At 63.7% G+C, this 18918-nt stretch carries 15 protein-coding genes; 7 read left to right on the forward strand and 8 right to left on the reverse strand.

What is annotated here, in order from left to right:
- Positions 1-29 precede the first annotated feature (29 nt).
- The 7 genes from B0G75_RS26320 to B0G75_RS26350 form a co-directional block, all read right to left on the reverse strand.
- Complete coding sequence (locus B0G75_RS26320; protein WP_106313022.1) at positions 30-1559, reverse strand: alginate export family protein; 1530 nt, start codon at positions 1557-1559, stop codon at positions 30-32.
- Positions 1560-1569: 10 nt separating this feature from the next.
- The gene (locus tag B0G75_RS26325; RefSeq protein ID WP_012427965.1) at positions 1570-2520 is read right to left on the reverse strand and encodes a VOC family protein; all 951 of its coding nucleotides are present in this window, start codon (positions 2518-2520) and stop codon (positions 1570-1572) included.
- A 48-nt stretch (positions 2521-2568) separates the two neighbouring features.
- Positions 2569-2820, reverse strand: a complete 252-nt coding sequence (locus tag B0G75_RS26330) for a DUF1427 family protein (protein ID WP_106312548.1) — start codon at positions 2818-2820, stop codon at positions 2569-2571.
- Positions 2821-2862: 42 nt separating this feature from the next.
- Complete coding sequence (locus B0G75_RS26335; RefSeq protein WP_106312551.1) at positions 2863-3504, reverse strand: HD domain-containing protein; 642 nt, start codon at positions 3502-3504, stop codon at positions 2863-2865.
- Positions 3505-3645: 141 nt separating this feature from the next.
- On the reverse strand, positions 3646-5115 hold the full coding sequence (locus B0G75_RS26340) for a mechanosensitive ion channel family protein (RefSeq protein ID WP_106312554.1): 1470 nt from the start codon (positions 5113-5115) through the stop codon (positions 3646-3648).
- A 39-nt stretch (positions 5116-5154) separates the two neighbouring features.
- Positions 5155-7023: an amidohydrolase gene (locus B0G75_RS26345; RefSeq protein ID WP_106312557.1), complete on the reverse strand. Its 1869-nt coding sequence runs from the start codon at positions 7021-7023 to the stop codon at positions 5155-5157.
- A 238-nt stretch (positions 7024-7261) separates the two neighbouring features.
- Positions 7262-7897: a hydrolase gene (locus B0G75_RS26350; RefSeq protein ID WP_106286221.1), complete on the reverse strand. Its 636-nt coding sequence runs from the start codon at positions 7895-7897 to the stop codon at positions 7262-7264.
- 552 nt (positions 7898-8449) lie between these two features.
- Between B0G75_RS26350 and B0G75_RS26360 the strand changes: the two genes are divergently transcribed.
- From B0G75_RS26360 to B0G75_RS26370, 3 genes are all read left to right on the forward strand, one after another.
- Positions 8450-9271, forward strand: a complete 822-nt coding sequence (locus tag B0G75_RS26360) for an alpha/beta fold hydrolase (RefSeq protein ID WP_106312561.1) — start codon at positions 8450-8452, stop codon at positions 9269-9271.
- Positions 9272-9816: 545 nt separating this feature from the next.
- Positions 9817-10734, forward strand: coding sequence for a helix-turn-helix transcriptional regulator (locus B0G75_RS26365; RefSeq protein ID WP_106312564.1), 918 nt, complete (start codon positions 9817-9819; stop codon positions 10732-10734).
- Between the two features lie 279 nt (positions 10735-11013).
- Complete coding sequence (locus B0G75_RS26370) at positions 11014-13950, forward strand: winged helix-turn-helix domain-containing protein (RefSeq protein WP_106312569.1); 2937 nt, start codon at positions 11014-11016, stop codon at positions 13948-13950.
- Between the two features lie 42 nt (positions 13951-13992).
- Here B0G75_RS26370 and gcvA read toward each other — a convergent pair whose 3' ends face one another.
- On the reverse strand, positions 13993-14883 hold the full coding sequence (gene gcvA / locus B0G75_RS26375) for a transcriptional regulator GcvA (RefSeq protein WP_181309349.1): 891 nt from the start codon (positions 14881-14883) through the stop codon (positions 13993-13995).
- 131 nt (positions 14884-15014) lie between these two features.
- On the opposite strand from gcvA, the gene B0G75_RS26380 reads away from it, so the two are divergent.
- The 4 genes from B0G75_RS26380 (at position 15015) to B0G75_RS26395 (ending at position 18914) form a co-directional block, all read left to right on the forward strand.
- Positions 15015-15860 (forward strand): transketolase, encoded by an 846-nt coding sequence (locus tag B0G75_RS26380; RefSeq protein WP_106312575.1) that lies wholly within the window; start codon positions 15015-15017, stop codon positions 15858-15860.
- The gene (locus tag B0G75_RS26385; protein WP_106312578.1) at positions 15857-16855 is read left to right on the forward strand and encodes a transketolase family protein; all 999 of its coding nucleotides are present in this window, start codon (positions 15857-15859) and stop codon (positions 16853-16855) included. Before B0G75_RS26380 ends, B0G75_RS26385 begins: the two co-directional genes overlap by 4 nt.
- Positions 16856-16943: 88 nt before the next feature.
- Positions 16944-17708, forward strand: coding sequence for an SDR family NAD(P)-dependent oxidoreductase (locus B0G75_RS26390; protein ID WP_106312581.1), 765 nt, complete (start codon positions 16944-16946; stop codon positions 17706-17708).
- A 162-nt stretch (positions 17709-17870) separates the two neighbouring features.
- Positions 17871-18914, forward strand: a complete 1044-nt coding sequence (locus B0G75_RS26395) for a TRAP transporter substrate-binding protein (protein ID WP_106312584.1) — start codon at positions 17871-17873, stop codon at positions 18912-18914.
- Positions 18915-18918 lie beyond the last annotated feature (4 nt).

The following is an 18918-nucleotide window of genomic DNA, read 5'->3' on the forward strand; positions in this document are numbered from 1 at the left end:
CTCGCTGATGACGTGGTGCCGATACGGCGTTACCAGCCGAACTTGAGTTCGGCGCCTACGTAGTCGGAATTGCGCGCACCCAGATCGCGCAGCGACGGTCCGACCTGAAAATGCACGGCTTCGAGCGCGGCGGCGAGATTCGCGGTGACCGCATAGTCGGCGCGTAACTGCGTGTAGAAACCGGTCCAGCGGCTGCCGTGTCCTGCCGTCCCCGGCACGACTGCCGAGCCCTGCTGATACACCGCGTCGGCGGTGGTCTCGCGCCATTGCAGCCCCACGCCCGCGAGCAGCGACAGCTTGCTGTTCGGTTTGACGATCAGCGACGGCTTGACGTGAATCACGTTCGAGTAGCCGGTATAACCGGCGAGCGCAAAGTAGTAGCCGTTCGGAAAGAGCGGATTGAAGGTGCCGATGCGGCCATCTCCGGAATGCGTGTCGCCCGAGGCCGCATCGACCTGCAGGCCGAGACGCGGCGTCCACGGCAGCGAAGCCAGCGTGTAGCCGGCGAGCGTGCCCACCGCCCAGGCACCGATCGTCTTGTTGCCGACATGGCCCGACTGATACATCGCCTCCGCGTCCCAGTCGATGTGATCGACCGAGCCGGCATAACGCGCGTCGAACACGTCGCGATGCTCGTTGCCGGTAGCGTCGAGAAAGCGCGCGTTGCTGCGGTTGTAGCGCGAGTAATAGGCGGACAGATCGCCCGGACCGACGGCCTTGCGCTCGACCCGCACGCCGCTGAACGTCAGGTCGCGATTGGAAACGTCGTCGAAATCCGAGTTGTCGCGGTACTGCACCGGTTGCGTCGCATAAGCGATCCAGCGCCACGGGCCGGTTTCATAGTCGGCCCAGATGGCGTCGAAGGCCTGGCGCACGTTCGGGCCGTCGCGCACGGAAATGAACCGCTGCAAGTCGAACGCCATCTCCTGGCGGCCGACGCGAAACTTGAACGTACCAGGTCCGAGCGGTTCGGTGATGGCGACGAACGCCTGCCGCAAGTCGAGCGGATTCTTGTCGACCGGCGAGACATTGTCCTTGCCAAAAGGACGCGCGTCCTCGAACTGCGTGAAGATCTGCACGTGTGGGCCGAGGCGCACATCCGCGTGAACTTCGAGGCGTTGCAGCACGTACGTGTCGTCGTGGCCCGAACCGAGGCCGAAGAGCGGCGCGTCGTTCATTTCGAGCCGCTCGCGCAGCACCATGCCGAGCGAGATATACGCGTCGGGATTGCCGAACAGCGGAATGTATTTCAGCGAGTCGAAGGGCTTCTTCGGCACGCACGGATTGGCGAGCGCCGACCAGTTTTCCTGCCAGCGGTTGAACATGACGGCAGGTCGCGCGCATGACGTGCTTGCCGCCGTTGCCGCCGTGCTGGGCGTACTGGTCGTGCTGGTATCGTCCGCACCGCCGAGCGCGGTGTCCGCCGCCGACGCCGGCAGTGCGGCCGCCAGCCCCGTGCTGATCAACAGCGCGCGGGCCGCGCGCAGCGCCACGCGCCGGCGCGAGCGCTCACGCGGCCGTGACGCCTGCGACGACTGCAACGTCCGCAAGGTCCGCATGAGGCCTGCTTTACTGGCCATCGTGCACTTCGGCGATATACCCGCCCGGGAATTCGAGCACCGCGCTCTTGCCGGCTTCGCTGCTGTACGGTTGCGACACCACCTTCGCGCCGGCCGCTTGCGCGCGCTCGAGCGTCTGCGCCAGATCGTCGACGGCATAGCCGGTCGTTTCACGTCCGAACGGGAACGGCAGCTTGCCGTCCGTGACGAACACGACCATGCGGCCGAAGCCCGAATTGATACGGATCTCGCGAATCGTCTCGCCAGGACGGCCGATCACGCCGGCATCCGCGCGCGGGTTATCCGACACCACCTTGCCATGCGAAAAATGCACCCAGCGACGCACGAAGTTGTTGGCCTCATAGCGCGACACATACACGCGGTTATCCGGCACGCTGTGCAACGGCGCGTAGTTGGGCGCCTTGGTGTGCCAATAGAGTTGCATCGTCAAGCCGCCCGGCCATTGGATGATCGCGTCCTTGCCGATCGGATCGTCGAAGCTGTCGACCAGCACGTCGGCGCCCGCCGCGCGCGCCGCCTTCACCGCCTGGTCGATGTTGGTGACCAGATAGCCGGTGCGCTCGTTGCCGAACGGATAGGGAATCGGCGTTTCGAAGCCGAACACCGACAGCATGCCGACCGGCGTCTGCACGTATTGCGACGCGGTCTTGCTCGGCGTCGGCGTCACGGTGAACACCGCGCGCGGCGACGCCTTGCCGCCGAACGTGGCGAGAAAGCTGGTGACGAACGCGTCGAGGTCCGCCGAGGCGACGTACACGTGGGTCGTGTCGTACTGCGCGCCGACCGAGACGTCGGGCATGCGCGCCGCGAGCGCGCTCTTGCCGCTCGGGACTTCCGGCGGGCCGTTATCGGCGAACGCGGCCGTGACCGGCGCGAGGCCGATCAGCAAGGCTGCGCCGAAAGCCGCGAGAGGACGAAAGCGTTGAAGCGATGTGAACATGTGATTACCCGATGGTGTTAGCAATATCTGAATGGACGGCCTGCAGGATCAGCCGCCCTCTTTTGTCGCGGCGGGCGTGGCCGGCTTTTGCGCCGTGCTGCCCTGCCGCGGGTCGGCGACCTGAACCGTGGCCGTCTGCGCGAAAAACTGCGCCTTGACGACCGGTATCGCGTGCTCGCCCAGCACCATGCCGAGCAGGCCGGCGAGCGCGATCAGCGGCGGCGCCGGCGACTGCACCTTGAGCAGCCAGTAGAGAAGTCCGACGCCGAAGCCGACTCCCAATGAAATGATGTAGCCCATGCCGATTTCCTTTTCTATGTCCACTTGCGGCGAACCGCGTCGTCAATTCGCCCACTCCGAACCCAGCACCAGCCCGCAGAAATTCAACCGGCGATAGTTCGGATCCCACCGGTCCAGCACGTCGGCATTCACGGTGCCGAACGTTGTCTCGGGACGATGCTCCATGCCGCGCGCGTAGGCTTCGATGATCTTCTTCTTGAAGCCGGCTTCGCGCGGCCAGGCCTGCACGATTTCGTCGCGCTGCTGCGCGGTGAATTCGTCGTAACGCGCGCCGCGAATATCCATCTGCACGCCCGCGCTCACCAGCGCGACGAGCGGCGACAAATGTTCCGGAATGCCCGGCGTGCTGTGCAGCGCGATCGCCGCCCAAACCTCGTCGATGGCATCGGCGGCGGCTCCGTACTGCAGCATGAAGTCGCGCGCCTCGTTCGCGCTGTCCACCTCGTAGCGATACGCGGAACGCTGGTGTTGCACACTCAAACCGACGTTGTGAAACAAGGCGCTCACGTACAGCAACTCCGCGTCGAACCTCAGCTTGTCGCGCAATCCGGTCAGCGCGCCGAACAGAAACGCCCTGAGCGCGTGATGAAACATCAGGCTCGACTCCGTGGCCTGGATCTGCTCGGTTGCCGCCCGCGCCAACGGACTGTCGGGAATGTCGACTCCCGCAATCGTTTTCTTCATGTCATCTCCTCCCTATCCTGCATCCGCTAGCGGGCGCGCATCGCCGACCGAACGATCAGTGCAGCGTAGCGAATTAACCTCATAAAGACTTTGGCGAATCCTTAAAAAGACTTAATCGACGCGGCACGGCCCGCACTCCGCTCACAACGCGAGTTCATGGATGCGCCGGACGCCGTCGCGAATCCATTGCAGCAGACCACCCGGGCTGACGTCGGCGTCGTCCGGCGACGCCAGCAGCAGCTTTTCCGTTTCATGGTGTTCGGACAGCAGCCGGCACATTTCGCGCCCTACCTCGGGACGCCGCGCGAGCATCGGCGTCAATGCCGCCTTGTCGAGCTGGAACACGGTGACACGCGTCATCGCATGGACGACCACGCCGGTTTTGACGCCGGCCAGGATGCCCGACTGGCCGATCGAGTCGCCCGGCGCGAGCCGGCGCAATTCGACCTCGCCGCTGTCCTTCGGCACGCTGACTTTCGCCACGCCGCTCGCCAGAATATGCAACGCGTGGCCGCTTTCGTCGGCCGCGCTGTAGATCGTTTCGCCGATGTCGAACTCATGGCGCGTCAGTTGCGCGGCCAACTCGGCAATCCCGCTGTCGTCGAGCGCCTGGAAGATGAGCACGCTGCGCAGCAGGCGCTGCTTTTCATCCGTGGCATCGTTCGCGGGTTCGGACACGGACAGCGGATGCAGCACCACGCCACGCGATGACAGATGCCGGTGCGCGAGATCGAACAGTTCGTTGCGCACTTCGATCTTCTTGCCCAACGAATCGACATAGCAGACGATCTCGTACTCGATCGCGTCATTGGTCGCCCGCCGCACGCTGACCACCGGCTTCGGCTCGGCAAGCACGTTCTCCGAGCTGGCTGCCGCGTTGGTGAGCGCCTGCAACACCGTGGCGGGCCGCACCGACGGCTTGACCGGCAGCAGCACGCTGATGCCGTGCGTATGTGAAGGCTGGTTGGCGTTGACGATATTGGTGCGCGCCGCCACGCTGTTGGGAATCACGACGATGTTGCCCTGCGCGTTGAGCAGGCTCGTCGCACGCCAGTTGGTTTCCACTACCTTGCCTTCCACTTCGCCGATCGTCACCCAGTCGCCGATCGAAAACGGCTCCGTCGCGTTGAGCACCACGCCTGAAAACACGTCGTTGAGCGTGCTTTGAATCGCGAGACCGAGCACGACCGCGAGCGCGCCCGAGGTCGCGAGCAGGCCGCGCACGGGCAGTTCCAGCACGAAGGCAATCGCGCCGACCGCGGCCGCCAGAAACACCAGCGCGCCGAACACGTCCTGAAACAGGCGCTCCTTGTGCCAGGTCTCCGGCAACACGGTGCGATCCAGCACGATCGTCGCGAGGCGCGCGCCCTGCAGCCACCACACCACCTCCAGCAATTGCGCGAGCAGATGGCGCACCGGCTCGTCCGGCCAGGGCGCCGCGCGCATCGGATTCATCCCGTGGCTGAACAGCACATAAGTGGACAGGCCGAACATCAGCGCGCGCAGAGCAAGACGCCCCTTGTCCGTTTTACGGGTCATGAAGCGCCAGGCGAGGAAATCGAGAACCAGAATGCCCAGCCCATACAGCACACCATCGTTCAGGGTCGGCATAAAGGTTCTCGCTGGCCTCGTGGCATGAGACGGTGAATGTCAGAACGCGAAACAGCTACAACCCAGCGCACCCCAGAAGCCGTTCGAATCGCTGACCGGCACGTTCTTGCGCCATGCCCAGCCGTGCGCGTGGGCATGCACGCCGCACAGATTGACGCAACCATCAACGCACGCTACCGCGGTCGGTTTGTATCGGCTGTAGCCGCCAAATTCGGCGACCGGCGACCACGACGGACTAACCGGCAGATCGGGCGGCGCGAGCGGCGCGAACTCGTCGTCCGCATAGACCACCTTGCCGCCCACCACCGTCATGTTCGAAGTCAGGAACTTGATGCGGCTCTCGTCGACCGTGAAGAAGTCTTCGCTCAGCACCGCGAAGTCCGCGAACTGGCCGGGCACCAGCGCGCCCTTGCGGTCTTCTTCATTCGAGAACCAGGCGCTGCCCACCGTATAGCGGCGCAGCGCCTCCATCCGGTCGAGCCTGTTCTCGTTCCCATACATCGACGTGCCGCCCACCGTCTTGCCCGACACCATCCAGTACAGCGAGACGAACGGATTGAAACTCGCGACGCGCGTCGCGTCCGTGCCCGCGCCGACGGGCAGGCCGGCGTCGAGCATGTGACGGATCGGCGGCGTGCGCTTTACCGCCTCTTCGCCGTATTGATGGATGAAGTACTCGCCCTGATACGCCATGCGGTGCTGAATCGCAATGCCGCCGCCGAGCGCGCGCACGCGCTCGATATTTTTCTGCGTGATGGTCTCGCAGTGGTCGAAGAACCAGCGCAGTCCGTCGAACGGAATTTCGGCGTTGACGCGTTCGAACACGTTCAGGAAGCGTTCGATCGATTCGTTATAAGTCGCATGCAGACGGAACGGCCAGCGATTCGCCACCAGCAGTTTGACGACTGCCTCCAGTTCGTCTTCGAGCGAGTCGGGCAGATCCGGACGCGGTTCGAGAAAGTCTTCGAAGTCCGCGGCGGAAAACACCAGCATTTCGCCGGCGCCGTTCACACGCAGGAAGTCGTCGCCCTCGCCGGGTTTGGTCATCTTCACCCACTTGGCGAAGTCTTCGATTTCCTTCTTCGCGTTCTGCGTGAACAGGTTATAGGCGATCCGCACGGTCAATTCGCTGTGCTTCGCCATGTCCATGATGACGGCGTAGTCGTCGGGATAGGCCTGATAGCCGCCGCCCGCGTCGATCGCGCTCGTTACGCCGAGGCGGTTCAGTTCGCGCATGAAATGGCGCGTGGAATTGCGTTGATCCTCGAGCGCGAGCTTCGGGCCTTTCGCGAGCGTCGCGTATAAAAGTCCGGCGTTCGGCCGCGCGATCAGCATGCCCGTCGGATTGCCGCGCTTGTCGCGCTGAATCTCGCCGCCGGGAGGATTGGGCGTGTCTTTCGTATAGCCGACCGCGCGCAATGCCGCTGCATTCAGCAACGCGCTGTCGTACAGATGCAGGATGAACACCGGCGTATCCGGCGCAATCGCATTGATTTCTTCGAGCGTCGGTCCACGGCGCTCGGCAAACTGGAATTCGTTCCAGCCGCCCACCACGCGCACCCACTGCGGCGCAGGCGTGCGGGCCACCTGCTTGCGCAACATATCGAGCGCGTCCGCGAGCGACGGTACGCCGTCCCAGCGCAACTCCATATTGAAGTTCAGGCCGCCGCGAATGATGTGCAGGTGCGAGTCGTTCAGGCCCGGAATGACCGTGCGGCCTTTCAGATCGACGTGGCGCGTGGCGTCGTTGGCGTGCCGCATCACGGCATCGCGCGACCCTGCGGCAACGATACGGCCGTTCGCCACCGCGAGCGCATCGGCGAAGGAGCGCTTGTCGTCCTGCGTGGCGATCTTGCCGTTGAAGAAGACGACCTCGGCCGGCGTCGGCGCGGAAGGTGTGGAAGTCATGGCGATCCTCATGGGAGAGCGCTCCGGTGTGCACGCACGGAGCTATTTCCGGGCAAGCCCGGAAATCGGGAAACAGGGAAGCCTGGAGGCGCGCGGCCGGCGCGCGCCGTCTATCGAGCGTTCGAACGGGTGCCGCGGCCGGCGTGAGCCCGGCGAAAATGCCGGACTACGGTCGCCGAACGGCGCGGCATCCATTCATACGGGTTGGCTGGCGTCATGCCATGCCGGTTGCGCTGAATCAGCCCGCTTCGCTCGCGTGCTCGCCGAGAATCGACTTGGCGTAACGCACGCCGATGCCATAGGCGCTGTGCGCCTTCAGGATGTCCATGCAGCCTTCGTACGTTTCGCTGCGTCCCCAGTCGCGTTGCAGTTCGAACATGTACTGGAACGAGGTCATCGGCACCGCGCCCGCCTGGATGATGCGTTGCACCGCGCGTTCGTGCGCTTCCGTGGTGATGTCGCCGCAGGCGTCGGTCGGCACGTAGATTTCGTAGCCTTCATTGATCATCTGGATGGTCGGGAACGACACGCACACTTCCGTCCACAGACCGGCGAGCACGATTTTCTTGCGGCCGGTCGCCTCGATGGCCTTGCGGAAATTCACGTCTTCCCACGAGTTCATCGACGTGCGGTCGATCGGCGTGTACTCCGGGAAAACCGATTGCACTTCCGGCACCATGTCGCCGCTGAACGACTTGGCGGCCACCGTGGTCAGGATCGTCGGGACCTTGAAGAGCTTCGAGGCCTTCGCGATCGCCTGGACGTTGTGCAGGATGGTGGTCCGCTCATGCGAGGTCGTTCCGAAGAACATTTGCGGCTGGTAGTCGATCAGGGCAACCGCACATGAATCGGGGGTCAAGAGTTCTTTAGGCATTACGGGCTCCGTATTGAATGGACAAAGCAGTCTGAGAGACGTGCCGTTCTCGCCAGAACAGCGAGGAAAACTGGAACTGAGTCTATCGACGGGGCTTCGCGGAGTCCTTGTGGAAGTCCTTAATCGTTCTTAAAAATGATGACGGCGCGGAGTTGATCGCACTCCGGCAAAGGTGAGTGCGAGGTGTCGTCAGATGGTGACAGCGCGCCCCGGTGGACCGGCGAACGCAAGCAATCGCATTCAGAAGAATTAAGCAATCTGAAGTTCTCTACAGTAGCTCGCACCGTACGATTGAAAACTGCGATGTCACGTCATGCATCGTCGGGACGGGACATCCTTCAACATCACAAGACTGGAGAGAAAAACTTGGCTAGCCCATCTGGAATTGCATCGGCGAATCGCCGCCAGCTACTCGTCGCCAGCGCCGGTGCAGCCGGCGCGGCAGTCGCCGCGATGGCCGCGCCGGGCGTCGCGATGGCCGCGGCGGCGGCCGGCAGCGGCAGCGCACACGCAGGCAATGCATCCCACTCACAGCATGGAGAGCGTCACACAATGAATACGGTAACCACGAAAGACGGCACGCGAATCTTCTTCAAGGACTGGGGCACCGGCAAGCCCGTCGTCTTCTCGCACGGCTGGCCGCTCGACGCCGACGCGTGGGACGCGCAAATGCTGTTTCTGGTGCAGAAGGGCTACCGCGTCATTGCTCACGACCGCCGCGGCCACGGCCGCTCGGATCAGCCGTCGCACGGCAACGACATGGACACCTATGCCGACGACCTGGCCGCGGTCATCAACGCGCTCGACCTGAAGGGCGCGACGCTCGTCGGCCATTCGACGGGCGGCGGTGAGGTGGCTCATTACATCGGCCGCCACGGCACCGCGCGGGTGGCGAAGGCCGTGTTGATCGGCGCCGTGCCGCCGCTCATGCTCAAGACCGAAGGCAATCCGAACGGCCTGCCGATGTCGGTGTTCGACGGCATTCGCGCAAGCGTGGCGTCGAACCGTTCGCAGTTCTATAAGGACCTTGCCGTGCCGTTCTACGGCTTCAACCGGCCCAACGCAAAAGTCTCGCAGGGCACGATCGACGAGTTCTGGCGCGAAGGCATGCTCGGTTCGATCCAGGGCCAGTATGAATGCGTGAAGCAATTCTCCGAAGTGGACTACACCGAGGATCTGAAGAAGATCGACGTGCCCACGCTGATCCTGCACGGCGACGATGACCAGATCGTGCCGATCGACGACTCGGCCCGCCTGTCGGCGAAGCTGGTGAAGAACGCCACGCTGAAGGTTTATCCGGGCGCACCGCACGGCATGTGCACGACGGAAGCGGACAAGGTCAACGCCGATCTGCTCGCGTTCCTGCAAAGCTGATGACAGCCAGGGCGCTACGTGTGGATAAAACCACGCGGCGCCCGGTGGATACGTTGTAGACGCGCGGCGCGGCAGCCTGGCGGATTCACTTCGCCGGGCGCCGCGCCGCGTTCTCTTTGCCGGCTCGAACCGGTCCATCCAATCTGGGCCGTCAGCGTTTCAGCTCCGCGCTCCCACTCCGCCGAATGCCGGCTTCAGAATTTCCACGCCGCATCGATATGTATTACGCCAATATGTCGACGCAAAAATAAAACATTTCGACAAGCCCGACAAAAATAAAATCGCCTCTCGCCAATGGCGGGCGACGCGCCGCCAAGCCTGACCGCTCAAAGCCCACATGCCCGCTGCGCGCGGTCGAACGGGCAATCGCCAGCCGGCCGCTTCAAAAGTTTCTTTCTGCCTATTATTAAAGCAGCAGGCATTTAACTCAACACTTTCACATTCCGGGGCGATTAAGCCATAATGACGCTAGCTTACATTTTTTAATTTTCGGGTAAATTGCTGAAAGCAGTGCGACCGCTGCGCGACGATCGAGGTGACCCATTATGTTGAACGCCACACTGACCGCCACCACCGCCCCGGCCGCACGATCCAAAGACTCGCTGGGTTGCCTGTCGAACCAGCTCGGCCGGGATCTCGAACTCGACACTGGCGAGTTCAAGTTTTATCGCAAGTCCACTGTCGACGACAAGGCCAGCGCGGTCGCCATGCACGGTTCCGATCGCGGCTTCCTGATCGGCGTGTCGCTCAAGCCAGGCCACCGGCGGCGCATTTACTCAGCGCACCGCTGGACCACCCACGACTTCGGCCAGGACAGCGTCTATATCCGCGACTTCGCGGACGACTACAAAGCCGATCTGCAACGCGGATTCGATTTCGTGCTGATCGAACTGTCGCGTGCTTTCATCGCGAACGCCTGTTATGAGCGCAACGGTTCAAACGTGCCGCGTCTCGCCACGCTGGCAGGTCGCAACGATCCGACGCTCGGCCATTTCGCGCAGATCCTCTCGCTCACGCTGGATCGCAAGAGCGAGGCAAGCCCGCTCTTTGTCGAACAGTTAGGTATCACCGTCGGCACACATCTGCTTGATCAATACGGCGACACGGCGTGCTCATCCTTCAGCAAGACCCGGCGCCTTTCGAGTTTGCAGGAAACGCGCGCCAAAGACATGTTGCTCGCCAAGTCGCAAGGCAATGTGTCGATCGAAGAAATCGCCAACGCATGCAACCTCTCGCGAAGCTACTTCATTCGCGCCTTTCGCGAAACCACGCATCGCACGCCGCATCAATGGCTGCTCGAGCGGCGCATCGACCGGGCTCGCGATCTCCTGAGAAATTCCGACTATTCCCTTTCCCAAATCGCCATCGCATGCGGTTTCTCCGACCAGAGCCATTTCACGCGGACCTTCTCGCAACTGGTCGGCACGCCGCCCGGCACATGGCGCAGACAGGCCGCCGGCTAAGCGGCCGGGCCCTTGAGCAACGGCGCTGAATGCGCCACCAGCCTCTTGAACCCATGCAGGTATTGCAACGAACCAGGCGTGTTTGCGCGCGCCGTTAGACTTTCCTACAAAGCATCGCACTAACTGACAAGACGCGCGTGATTTGCCAAGGTACTTTCGAGCCCATCGACGATGGCCGTTCGAGTCTGCGTCGACGCAGCGAGGACATGCAAGGCGCTCACCAGCAGCCGGGCGGCGCATCTCCCTATCACGCTCATTGTCCCGGGACTTGAAAACGACATGATTGAACTAGGCCGCTTTCAAATCGATCTGGAAATGCGCACCGTGCGGCGCGACGGCGAAGCGCTGCATCTGGGCTCACGCGCCTTCGACATTCTCGCCGTCATCGTGTCCGCCGCCGGCCGTCTCGTCACGAAAGACGAATTGATGAATGCGGTCTGGCCGAACACCGTGGTGGAAGAGAACAACATCCAGGTGCATCTCTCGGCCTTGCGCAAAATTCTCGGCGCGGACCGGCATCTGATTCTCACCGTGCCTGGCCGCGGCTATCAGCTTGTGCATCGGCAACGGCCAGCCCCCGTGCGGCCCGCCGGCCGGGTTTGCGCCGGGCGTCCTTTGCCTTCGCCGAAAACCCGCCTCGTGGGCCGCGACGCGGCCGTCGAACAGATCCGCGCGATGCTGCGGGACGCGCACGTGCTGACGCTGGTGGGCGCGGGCGGCATCGGCAAAACCAGTCTGGCGATCGAAGCGGCGCGTCATGCCGCGGAGGATTTTGCCGAGCCGGTCTGCTTCGTCGAACTGGCTACACTGAGCACGCATGACGGCGTGCTCGGCGCCATCGCGGAAGGTTGCGGACTGCTCCCGGAAGGCGCGACGCCCGCCGTCACGCAACTCGCCGCGGCGCTCGCGCACGGGCACAGACTGCTGGTGCTCGACAACGCCGAGCATGTGATCGGTTGCGTGGCCGAGATCGTGGAGGCATTGATCGCGGAAAGCGATTCGCTGCGTGTGCTCGTGACGAGCCGTGAGCCGCTGCGCATCATGCCCGAGGCTATCTTTCGCGTGGATCCCCTCGACGTGCCGCACTTGCATTCCACCGATGCGGAGATCCTGCAGCAGTCGGCCGTGAATCTGTTTCTGCTGCGCTCCAACTCGTTGCAGTACAAAGTGGGAGCCGAGAGCGCCGAATTGCGGCTCGTCGGTGAAATATGCCGCCGGCTGGACGGCATTCCGCTCGCGATCGAACTGGCCGCGGCACGCGTCGCGGCGCTCGGCGTGGAGGGCGTGCATCGGCGGCTGGACGATCGCATGGCGATTCTCGCGGGCGGCTATCGCACCGCGCTGCCGCGCCATCAGACCTTGCGCGCCACCTTCGACTGGAGCTTCGCGCTGCTCGACCAGGGCGCGCAGTCGCTCTTCAGACGGATCGCAGTGTTCGGCGGTGTGTTCACGTTCGAGGCCATGTGCGCGGTCGTGTGCGATTCCACTTTGACGATCGAGAACGCAATCAGCGGGATCAGCGAACTGCTGACCAAGTCGCTCGCCAATGTCGAATTCGACGGGCCGGTCGCGAAGTACCGGCTGCCCGAATCGACGCGGGCGTATGCGCTGGAGAAACTGCAGGCCGAGGGCGAGCACTCGGCGTTCGCTTCGCGCCATGCGCGCTATCTGTCCACCTGCTTCCAGACGCGCACGGCGCCGACCGTGCGCCGCGACGCCGAATGCGCCACGGCTCTCTACCACACGTTCGACGACGCGCGCAGCGCGTTCGACTGGGCCTTCTCCGCCGAAGGCGATGTGCGCCTCGGCGTCGATCTCGCCTCCAACCTCGCCGGTGCGCTGCTCGATGGCGGCATGATCGCGGAGGCTTGCGCGCGCGCCGAACTCGCGGTCGGCGTACTCGACCAGCTCCCGGCCGCCACGGTGGACGCCGCCTGCGAAATGCGCGTGCGCGCGGCGTTGGCGACGGCCTTGCCGTCCGTTCGCGGGTGCGTGGCGCGGTCGGCCGAACTGTGGCGCGATGTCTTCGCGCTGGCGATCGCAAGCGGCGACCAGGAGTTTCAGGCGCGCGCGCTGTGGGGCTTGTGGAACATGATGCTCTCCAGCAGCAACATCCGCGAATCGATGAAGTTCGCGCGGCAATTCCAGCGCCTCGCCGAAGACGAAGGCAATGCATGGCAGGCCGTTCTGGGCGACCAGGCGGTGGCTATATCGCTGCATTGTCTCGGGCAGCACGCGCAGGCCAAACGGAAATTGCTGGGCGCGCGCGAACGCTTTGCACAGCTCGAGGGAAAGTCGCAGTGGGACAGCACGTTCGCCGTCGATCCGCTCGTCTATTGCAACGGGACGCTCGCGCGGATCGCCTGGCTTCAGGGCAAGCCCTGCGAGGCCATGACGCTGGTCGATACGCTCGTGAATCTCGTGCGGCCCGAAACGATGGAGCCGTCGCTCACGCACATGCTCGGCACCGTGGCCGCGCCGCTCGCGCTGTTGTCGGGCGATCTGAGCCGCGCCGCGGCGTACCTGGAGATCATGCGTTCGCAGGCCGCGCTGCATCGCTTCGATGTCTGGGTGGAGTATTGCGACTGCCTGAGCGCCTACCTCGACATTCTCGATGGACAGGCGGCGCGGGCGCTGCCGATCCTGGCCGCATCGCTCGATGCGTTGATCGCGCGCGGCTTCCGGCGTGTCGTCACGTTGTTTGTCGTCGTCCATGCCGAGGCGCTCGCGAGCGTGGAGCGAACGCGCGAAGCGACCAGCCGTCTGAACGACGCCTTGGTGTTTTGCCAACATCACGGTGAGTTGATGTTTGTTCCGGAAATCTGGCGCGTGCTGGGAATCGCCGCGCACGCTGAAGCCGGCGTGCAAGCCGGTGCCGGCAAAGATTTCGGCGGCAAGCTCGCGCACGCGGCCACCTGTTTCGCGACGGCGCTCGAATCGTCCCGCGCGCAGGGCGCGAGGATGTGGGAACTGCGCGCGTCGCTGGCCATGGCGGCGCTGCTGCGCGACGAAGGCCGGAATGACGAAGCGATCGAAGTGCTGGAACAGATCGCACCGTATTTCGACGCGTCGTCCAGCGCTACCGATGTGCGGTCCCTGTTCGCGACGCTCAGGACGCTGCGCTCACGTCATGGCACAGCAATCCAACGAGCGGTGTTCAATATGCCGCAGCGGGAAGCGCACCGGTTTAACGATTCCATCGAACGCGTGGGCTAGGCGCAGACGCGCGTTGCCGTTCGAAGCCTGCCTGCGCGCGCCTCACCGCTCCAGTTCAGCAAACAGCCAGTCCTGAAAGCTGCGCAGCTTCGGCAAGTCGGCACGCGACTTCAACAGATTCAGCGTGTAGCCGTGCACGTCTAGACCGTCCACGCCGAACGGCGCGACGAGCCGTCCGGTTTCCAGTTCGCGCTGTGCGAGCAACAGGCTCTCCAGACACACTCCCAACCCATCGACCGCGGCGCTCAACGCCATGAACGAGCGATCGAAGCGCGGCCCGCGTCCAATATCGATCCGCGTCTTGCGATGCAAACGCATCCAGTCCCGCCAGCCGACCAGACAGCCCTCGCTATGAATCAGCGGATGGTGCTGCAAGTCCGCGACGCTGCGCAGCGGATAGTCGCCGCTCATCAACGCCGGCGCGCACAGCGGCACGATCGTCTCCGGAGGCAACGCCAGCACCAGGGTGCCGGCCGGCTGCAGCTTGCGCGGACCGTAGCGAATGTCGATATCGACGGCTCCTGAAATCAGATCCGCCGCCTCCGACGACGCATTCAGACGCACGTCGATATCGGTATGCGCCGCGCTGAAGCGTGCGATGCGCGGCATCAGCCATTGGGTCGCGAAACTCGGCGTGCAATGAATCGTAAGGATGTCGCTCTTCGCCACGCGGCCGATCTCGCGCGTGGCCGCGTCGATACGCGCGAACGCCGAGCTGATTTCTTCTGCGTATTGCCGACCCGAGTCCGTCAACAGCACCGTTCGATGCAGGCGATGGAACAGACGAATGCTCAATTGCTCTTCGAGCAGCTTGATTTGATGGCTGACCGCCGAGGGCGTCACGAACAGTTCTTCTGCTGCGAGCGCGAACGAGGAAAGCCGGGCGGCGGCTTCGAAGGCTTGTATCGACTTGAGGGTGACGCGATTGTGCATGGCAGCATCCACGTGAATTCAATTCATCTATCAGCCATCTTAATTCGTTTGAGCGATGCCAGGCGCGAGATTACGCTTGTCATCACTGGCTGCGGCGTCAATGCGGCCCACGCAAAACAGGAGACGAGACAATGAATCCAGGAGAACCCGCACCGTATGCCGAACTCGCGGAGCACGCGTACCAGATCCGCCGTAACGCGCTGCGCATGGGCGAGGTGCAAGGGCAAGGCTATATCGGTCAGGCGCTCGACATCGCCGACGTGCTGGCGGTCGCCTACTTCCGCGCCATGCGTTATCGCGCCGACGATCCCGACTGGGAAGGCCGCGACCGCTTCCTGCTCTCCAACGGCCATTACGCGATCGCGTTGTACGCGGCACTGATCGAAGCCCGCATCATCGCCGACGAAGAACTGGAGACCTACGGCAGCGACGACAGCCGCCTGCCCATGTCCGGCATGGCGAGCTACACGCCCGGCATGGAGATGTCCGGCGGCTCGCTCGGCCAGGGGCTGACGATCGCGGTCGGCCGCTGCCTCGGCCTGAAGCGCAAGGGTTCGGACGCCACTGTCTACACGCTGTTTTCGGACGGCGAACTCGACGAAGGCGCGGTGTGGGAAGGTCTCATGTCCGCCGCGCACTGGAAGCTCGACAACCTGATCGCGATGGTCGACGTCAACAACCAGCAAGCCGACGGGCCGTCTTCTGCGGTGATGGCGTTCGAGCCGCTGGTCGAGAAGCTGCAGGCGTTCGGCTGGTTCGTGCAACGCGTGGACGGCAACGATCTCCCAGCGGTGGTCGCCGCGTTCGATGCGGCGCGCGCGCATCCCGAAGCGCAGCCGCGGATCATCGTTTGCGATACGCGTATGGGCTGCGGCGTGCCGTTCCTCGAAGCACGCGAGAAAAACCACTTTATCCGCGTCGATGCGCACGAGTGGCAACTCGCGCTGCAAGCGCTCGATGCCGGGAGAACCGTATGAGCGCCGCCGCACCGAAACCGCGTCTGAAGACTTCGGCGATGATCGCCTCGATCGCCGGCGAAGGCCAGATCACCCGCTCCGCTCCGTTCGGCCACGCGCTGGTGGAACTGGCGCGCAACCGCCCCGAAGTGGTCGGCATGACCGCCGACCTCGGCAAATACACCGACCTGCATCTGTTCGCGAAGGAATACCCCGAGCGCTTCTATCAGATGGGCATGGCCGAGCAGCTGCTGATGGGCGCAGCCGCCGGCATGGCGCACGAAGGCGCGCAGCCGTTCGTCACCACCTATGCGGTGTTCGCCGCGCGCCGCGCCTACGACTTCATCCATCAGGCGATCGCCGAGGACAACCTCGACGTCAAGCTGGTCTGCGCACTGCCCGGCCTCACGACCGGCTACGGTCCGAGCCATCAGGCGGCCGAAGACCTCGCCCTGTTCCGCGCGATGCCGAACCTCACGGTGATCGATCCGTGCGACGCACTCGAAATCGAGCAGATGGTGCCGGCGATTGCCGACCATCGCGGCCCAGTGTATGCGCGGCTCTTGCGCGGCAACGTGCCGGTCGTGCTCGACGAATACGACTATCAGTTCGAACTCGGCAAAGCCAAGCTGCTGCGCGACGGCGCCGAAGTGCTGATCATCTCGTCCGGGATCATGACGATGCGCGCGCTCGAAACAGCCAAGGCGCTTGCCGCCGACCGCGTCGACGTGGGCGTGCTGCATGTGCCGACCATCAAGCCGCTCGACGCCGTCACGCTGCTGCGCGAAGCGCGCCGGCAGGGGCGCCTCGTGATCGTCGCGGAGAACCATACGGTGATCGGCGGCCTCGGCGAGGCCGTGGCCACCGTGCTGCTGACCAACGGCGTCACGCCGCCCTTCCGTCAGATCGGCCTGCCGGACGCCTTTCTCGACGCCGGCGCGCTGCCGACGCTGCACGACCGCTACGGCATTTCGACCGAGGCGATGTGCGACACCATCAAAGGCTGGCTGCGTTAGACGTCGATTTCACTAGTACAAACAAGCGTAGTCACCAAGAGCAAAGACAGTAGCAAACCATAAGCATCACATTCAGGAGATCCGCATCATGTCAGAGTCACGTCTTCTCGACGGCAAGGTCGCCGTCATTTCCGGCGGCGCGTCGCCGCGCGGCATCGGCATGGCGACCGCGCGCAAATTCGCCGCTCAGGGCGCGCGCATCGCTATTTTCGATCTCGACGAAAAGGCCGCGATAGAAGCCGCCGCTTCGATCGGGCCTGAGCATCGCGGCTATGTGTGCAATGTCACCGACCGCGGCGCATGCCAGGCCGCAGTCGAGCGCACCGTCGCCGATTTTGGTTCGATCGATATCCTGATCAATAACGCCGGCATCACCCAGGCGGCCAAATTCCTCGACATCGACCCGGAAAGCTGGGACCGCATTCTCGACGTCAATCTGCGCGGCGTGCTGTATCTGTCGCAAGCGGTCGTGCCGCAAATGAAGAAGCAGAAGAGCGGGTCGATCGGCTGCATGTCGTCGGTGTCGGCGCAGCGCGGCGGCGGCATTCTCGGCGGCCCGCATTATTCGGCGGCCAAAGCCGGCGTGCTCGGTCTCGCCAAAGCAATGGCGCGCGAACTCGGCAACGACGGCATTCGCGTGAACTGCGTGACGCCGGGCCTGATTCAGACCGACATCAACGCCGGCAAGATCAGCGACGACAAGCGCGTCGAGATTCTTTCGGGCATTCCGCTGAATCGCCTGGGCGTGCCCGACGATGTGGCCGGCGCTTTTCTGTTCCTCGCGTCGGACCTGTCCTCGTATATCACCGGCGCGGTGATCGACGTGAACGGCGGCATGCTGATTCACGGCTGATTCAAGGCCGATTCGTCCAGCAGGACGGGCTGCACGGCGGGAGGCCGGCGGCGATGGAAACCTCGTAGTAGAGAACAAACGGGCGCGGTGCGCGACACGTGCAGCCGCCGCGTTAGAGACTGTAGAAAAACATAAAGACACGCCATATTGGAGGAAGACACCATGACTACCCGTTCGAACGCCCCGCAGGGCATCAGCCGCCGCAGCTTTCTGAAGGCCGGTGCGACCCTGTCCGCAGCCGTGCCGTTATGGAGCGTCTCGCGGCGCGCCATGGCGGCGCCCGAGTTCTCGTACAAGCTCGCCACCGGCCAGGACCCGACGCATCCGGTCAATATCCGCGCGCAAGAGGCGATCAATCACATTCGCGAAGCGACCAACGGCCGCCTCGACATCAAGCTGTTTCCGCAGAACCAGCTCGGCTCCGACACCGACCTGCTCTCGCAGGTGCGCAACGGCGGCGTGGAGTTCTTCAATCAGGCCTCGTCGATTCTCGCGACGCTCACGCCGGCCGCGGGCATCGTCAACACCGGCTTCGCGTTCAAGGACTACGACGCCGTGTGGAAAGCCATGGACGGCGACCTCGGCAATTACATTCGCGGGCAGATCGCCAAATCCGGCATCGTGTCGGTCAGCAAGGTGTGGGACAACGGCTTCCGGCAGATCAGCTCGTCCACGCGCGCGCTGCGTGCGCCGGCCGATCTGAAGGGCTTCAAGATCCGCGTGCCGCAAGCGCCAATGCTGACTTCGCTGTTCAAGGCACTCGACGCGGGCCCCGCGCCGATCAACTTCAACGAACTGTATTCCGCCTTGCAGACCGGCGTGGTGGAAGGCCAGGAAAATCCGCTGCCAATCATCGCCACGGCCAAGCTCTATGAAGTGCAGAAGTACATCAGCCTCACTTCGCACGTGTGGGACGGTTACTGGATTCTCGGCAACCGCGCCGCGTGGGAACGGCTGCCGGCGGACATGCGCACCATCGTCACGCGCGAATTCGAAAAGGCCGCGATGCTGCAGCGCGCGGACATCGCGAAACTGAGCAGTTCCCTGCGCGACGATCTGAAAACCAAGGGCATTACCTTCATCGACGTGGATCGTGAGTCATTCCGCGCCGCACTGGCGAAGACGAGCTTCTACCACGACTGGAAGAGCAAATACGGCGACGAAGCCTGGGGTCTGCTGGAGAAGTCCGTCGGAAAACTGGGGTGATGCG

Origin of the sequence: Paraburkholderia sp. BL18I3N2, from assembly GCF_003001875.1 — a bacterium.
GTDB classification, from domain to species: domain Bacteria; phylum Pseudomonadota; class Gammaproteobacteria; order Burkholderiales; family Burkholderiaceae; genus Paraburkholderia; species Paraburkholderia phytofirmans.

Excerpts from the sequence above, each read along its gene's own strand:
- B0G75_RS26320 (WP_106313022.1), bottom strand. The coding sequence starts at position 1,559 with ATGCGGACCTTGCGGACGTTGCAGTCGTCGCAGGCGTCACGGCCGCGT.
- B0G75_RS26325 (WP_012427965.1), bottom strand. The coding sequence starts at position 2,520 with ATGTTCACATCGCTTCAACGCTTTCGTCCTCTCGCGGCTTTCGGCGCA.
- B0G75_RS26380 (WP_106312575.1), top strand. The coding sequence starts at position 15,015 with ATGAATCCAGGAGAACCCGCACCGTATGCCGAACTCGCGGAGCACGCG.
- B0G75_RS26390 (WP_106312581.1), top strand. The coding sequence starts at position 16,944 with ATGTCAGAGTCACGTCTTCTCGACGGCAAGGTCGCCGTCATTTCCGGC.
- B0G75_RS26395 (WP_106312584.1), top strand. The coding sequence starts at position 17,871 with ATGACTACCCGTTCGAACGCCCCGCAGGGCATCAGCCGCCGCAGCTTT.
- B0G75_RS26335 (WP_106312551.1), bottom strand. The coding sequence starts at position 3,504 with ATGAAGAAAACGATTGCGGGAGTCGACATTCCCGACAGTCCGTTGGCG.
- gcvA (WP_181309349.1), bottom strand. The coding sequence starts at position 14,883 with ATGCACAATCGCGTCACCCTCAAGTCGATACAAGCCTTCGAAGCCGCC.
- B0G75_RS26345 (WP_106312557.1), bottom strand. The coding sequence starts at position 7,023 with ATGACTTCCACACCTTCCGCGCCGACGCCGGCCGAGGTCGTCTTCTTC.
- B0G75_RS26370 (WP_106312569.1), top strand. The coding sequence starts at position 11,014 with ATGATTGAACTAGGCCGCTTTCAAATCGATCTGGAAATGCGCACCGTG.
- B0G75_RS26340 (WP_106312554.1), bottom strand. The coding sequence starts at position 5,115 with ATGCCGACCCTGAACGATGGTGTGCTGTATGGGCTGGGCATTCTGGTT.
- B0G75_RS26330 (WP_106312548.1), bottom strand. The coding sequence starts at position 2,820 with ATGGGCTACATCATTTCATTGGGAGTCGGCTTCGGCGTCGGACTTCTC.
- B0G75_RS26350 (WP_106286221.1), bottom strand. The coding sequence starts at position 7,897 with ATGCCTAAAGAACTCTTGACCCCCGATTCATGTGCGGTTGCCCTGATC.
- B0G75_RS26385 (WP_106312578.1), top strand. The coding sequence starts at position 15,857 with ATGAGCGCCGCCGCACCGAAACCGCGTCTGAAGACTTCGGCGATGATC.
- B0G75_RS26365 (WP_106312564.1), top strand. The coding sequence starts at position 9,817 with ATGTTGAACGCCACACTGACCGCCACCACCGCCCCGGCCGCACGATCC.
- B0G75_RS26360 (WP_106312561.1), top strand. The coding sequence starts at position 8,450 with ATGAATACGGTAACCACGAAAGACGGCACGCGAATCTTCTTCAAGGAC.